Origin of the sequence: Flavobacterium sp. (assembly GCF_039932285.1) — a bacterium.
Lineage (GTDB): Bacteria > Bacteroidota > Bacteroidia > Flavobacteriales > Flavobacteriaceae > Flavobacterium.
Window position 1 is genome coordinate 1 of the sequence record NZ_JBDTQE010000121.1, and the last position, 3,824, is coordinate 3,824.

Consider the following 3,824-nt stretch of genomic DNA (forward strand, 5'->3'; position numbering starts at 1 on the left):
TTGCATCATAAAAAACTTTAAAAGCTGTTGATTTCTTACCATCCCACATTAAGTTATTCACAAAACGTGTTACCAATTGGTCATTAAACCTTGGATCTGGTAAAAGTGGTCTTTTCTTTGCCGCTCTTTTTCTCATGTCTTTTTCTTAAAAGTTTTTAAAAATTACTTTTTAGCCTCTTTTGGGCGTTTTGCTCCGTACTTAGATCTTCTTTGTGTTCTTCCTGCTACACCTGATGTATCAAGCGCACCACGAACAATGTGATACCTAACTCCTGGCAAATCTTTTACCCTTCCACCTCTGACTAATACTATCGAGTGCTCTTGAAGATTATGTCCTTCTCCAGGGATGTAAGCATTTACTTCGTTCCCGTTTGTCAAACGTACACGCGCTACTTTACGCATTGCAGAGTTTGGTTTTTTTGGAGTCGTAGTGTAAACACGCGTACAAACACCTCTTCTTTGAGGACAAGAATCTAGGGCAACCGATTTAGACTTCTTAGTCATTTTGGTTCTTCCTATTCTTACTAATTGTTGAATTGTTGGCATAATTAAATACTAAAAATTACTTGTTTATAAAATTCCCGCTTTTTACGGGGTTGCAAATGTATAAAATATTTTTGATGAAACAAATCATAATTCATTAATTTTCAATGTTATTATTATACATTTGAGTTTTAATAAGAAACAACGCGTTTTTACGTTACTTTAAATAAAAAAATAAATTGAAATTTCTTTTATCTATTCTTACACTATTCTTTTGTCAAAATATTTTGGCACAAAATTCATATTTACAAATAAAAGGAAGTAACGAAACGGAAAATAAAACAATCGATTCGCTAACATATATTAAGAAACACACCAATACAAAATCTGTTATTGATGAAGTAAATTCTTTTTCCAATAAATTATTAAAAAACGGTTACCTGGCTTCTAAACAAGATGAAGTGATTAAAGTAAATGATTCTACCTTTCTTTTTAATTATACTATTGGCTTAAAAAATAAATTCATACATATACATATAGGTGAAAATTTTGAATTATTAAATTTAAAAAACGACACCCTAAAAATACCGCTTTCTGAAACTGAAAATTTCATGAATACGACTTTACTTCTTTTAGAAAAGAAAGGCTATTCGCTAGCGAGATTACAGCTCATTAATTTTAAAAAAGAAAATAACGAACTTTTTGCAGATTTGAGTTTGGCAGCAGAAAAAATCCGAACACTCGATGATATTGTGATTAATGGTTATGATAAATTCCCAACTGGTCACAAAAAACAAATTAAAAGACTGTACAGAAACAAAGTTTTCAACCAAGAGAATTTAAAAAAAATATATACCGATTTTGAGAAATTTAGATTTGTAAGCCAACTTAAATATCCAGAAATTTTGTTTACCGAAGATTCTACTAAGGTGTATGTGTATCTCGAAAAAGCAAAACCAAATACCTTTGACGGTTTTATAGGATTTACTAATGATGAAAATAAAAAACTAATTGTAAACGGCTATCTCGACCTACAATTGCAAAACATTTTGAACGGTGGCGAAAAAATCTCTCTTTATTGGAAAAGTGACGGAAAGAATCAGAAAACCTTCAATGGTGCGATTGAAATTCCTTATATTTTCAAAAGTCCATTGGGATTAAAAGCACAATTAAATATTTTCAAACAAGACAGTTTATTTCAAAATACGCAGACTTCCATCGATTTGGGGTATTATTTTAATTACAATACCAAAGTTTATTTAGGTTATCAAAGTGCCGAATCTAGCGATATTCAAAACACAAATAATACTACAATAAGCGACTACAAAAACTCATTTGTTACGACACATTTAGATTTTTCGGTTTACAATCCAGACGATTATTTATTCCCTGACAAAACTAAACTCTATTTTAAACTTGGAACAGGAAAAAGAGATTTAGAACTCAGCAGCAGCAATCAGATATTCGCAGAACTAAATCTGAGTCATAATTTCTACCTAAACAAGAAAAACATCGTAAACATAAGGAGTTTGAATCATTATTTAAATAGTGATTCCTATATTATTAATGAGTTACATCGTTTTGGCGGCATCAATTCTATAAGAGGATTTAATGAAAACAGCCTGCAAGGCAATACTTTTACTTCCATTTTAACAGAATATAGATATGTTGCCAACTCCAATGTTTATATTCATTCAATTATCGATTATGGCTATTATCAAGACAAATCTTCAAACACATCAAACAGTTTAGTTGGTTTGGGTTTTGGATTTGGACTGCTCACAAAAAACGGTCTTTTCAATTTAGTGTATGCTAACGGAAGTACAAAAGAGCAGGCTATTAAATTATCTAACTCGATAGTTCATATTAGTTTTAAGGCGAGATTTTAAGGTCGATTATTTTATTTTTGGATTGTTCGATTATTAGATTACTGGACTGTTGATGTTTTGAAACAACTTCAAACCAATACAAAATCTCATGCCTATTTTTCTTTTTTCTGCCCAATGACAAAAAAAGTCAGGCGAGCTAAAACCCAAGAAGTCTAATAATCTAAAAATCTAACCATCTAAGAAGTCTAACTAATCTAAAAAAACTATCTTTGCCACATGGAAAAAGAAAACCAAATATTTGGAATACGTGCGATTATTGAAGCTATAAATGCTAAAAAAGAAATTGACAAAGTCTTTATACAAAGTGATGCGCAAAGTGAATTGATGCAAGAATTACAAAAATTGATGAAAAAAAACAGCATCAATTTTTCGTATGTTCCTGTCGAAAAACTAAACAGATTAACACCCAATAACCACCAAGGTGCCGTAGCTACCATTGCTCCTATTACGTTTCAGGATTTAGAAAAACTAATAGATACTGTTGTAGAAAGTGGCAAAAAACCATTATTTCTTATTTTAGACCAATTGTCTGATGCGAGAAATTTTGGCGCTATTATTCGTACTGCCGAATGCACGGGTGTCGATGGAATTATCGTACAAAAACAAGGTTCTGCTCCTGTGAATGGAGATACTGTAAAAACTTCTGCTGGTGCTGTTTTTAATGTACCTATTTGCAAAGTAGACCATATAAAAGATGCCATATTCTTACTTCAAGCTTCTGGAATAAAAACCGTTGCTGCTACCGAAAAAACAGAAAATAATATTTATGACATTTCGCTAAACGAAGGTGTGGCCATTATTATGGGAAGCGAAGATCGTGGTGTAAATCCTTCGGTTTTAAAAATCGTAGACGAAAAAGCGAAGTTACCTATGTTCGGAACTATTGGATCTCTAAATGTTTCTGTCGCTTGTGGTGCTTTTCTTTATGAAACGGTGAGACAACGTTCGTAAAACTAATTTATGGCTCAAAAAGATGTCAAAATAAAGTTTCGAAAAGAAAATTATCCTATTTCTGATGAATTTTTTCATTATTTAGAAAAATATGGTCGTATTACAAAAACCAGTGTTTTTTATGATGATTTACTTCGGTTTTCAGGTTATATAAATCTGGAAGACAAAGACGGAAATGATACTTTATGGCATCGCGTTTATTATCCTGAATTCGAACAACAAGAACTCGAAGCAAATATAAACAAGATATATACTTTGCTTCATTCTGATGGCGACGTGAAGACACTTCCATACCTTCATGTCGACTCCATCGATTATTGCACATTTGGAAATTCGAACCCATTCAGAGTCAAAGTAAGAAATATTCTGAATGATAATTTTACCAATTTTTATATCAAAAAAGCAGATGCTTCTCGCATATATGGTTTAGAACTTGAAGAAATATTATCTCCCAATCGAATAAACTATTTGGTTTACAAAGACACACTTATCGAGGAGCAT

General features: G+C 31.7%; 3 protein-coding genes and 2 pseudogenes. 3 read left to right on the forward strand and 2 right to left on the reverse strand.

Going from position 1 to position 3,824, the window contains the following annotated elements:
- Together ABI549_RS13570 and rpsL are read right to left on the reverse strand one after the other, a co-directional pair.
- Positions 1-136, reverse strand: a pseudogene (locus ABI549_RS13570) (30S ribosomal protein S7); the annotation flags it as partial.
- A gap of 26 nt (positions 137-162) precedes the next feature.
- Entirely contained in the window at positions 163-546 is a 384-nt protein-coding gene (rpsL, locus tag ABI549_RS13575) for a 30S ribosomal protein S12 (RefSeq protein WP_011963473.1), read from the reverse strand.
- Positions 547-770: 224 nt separating this feature from the next.
- Here rpsL and ABI549_RS13580 point away from each other — a divergent pair, with 224 nt between their 5' ends.
- The 3 genes and pseudogenes from ABI549_RS13580 to ABI549_RS13590 all read left to right on the forward strand — a co-directional run.
- Positions 771-2,372: a ShlB/FhaC/HecB family hemolysin secretion/activation protein gene (locus tag ABI549_RS13580; RefSeq protein ID WP_348076995.1), complete on the forward strand. Its 1,602-nt coding sequence runs from the start codon at positions 771-773 to the stop codon at positions 2,370-2,372.
- Between the two features lie 216 nt (positions 2,373-2,588).
- Positions 2,589-3,323 carry a 23S rRNA (guanosine(2251)-2'-O)-methyltransferase RlmB gene (gene rlmB, locus ABI549_RS13585; RefSeq protein ID WP_348076996.1) on the forward strand — a complete coding sequence of 245 codons (735 nt, stop codon included), beginning with the start codon at positions 2,589-2,591 and terminating at the stop codon, positions 3,321-3,323.
- A gap of 9 nt (positions 3,324-3,332) precedes the next feature.
- A pseudogene (locus ABI549_RS13590) lies at positions 3,333-3,824 on the forward strand (hypothetical protein); the annotation flags it as partial.

Excerpts from the sequence above, each read along its gene's own strand:
- rlmB (WP_348076996.1), top strand. The coding sequence starts at position 2,589 with ATGGAAAAAGAAAACCAAATATTTGGAATACGTGCGATTATTGAAGCT.
- rpsL (WP_011963473.1), bottom strand. The coding sequence starts at position 546 with ATGCCAACAATTCAACAATTAGTAAGAATAGGAAGAACCAAAATGACT.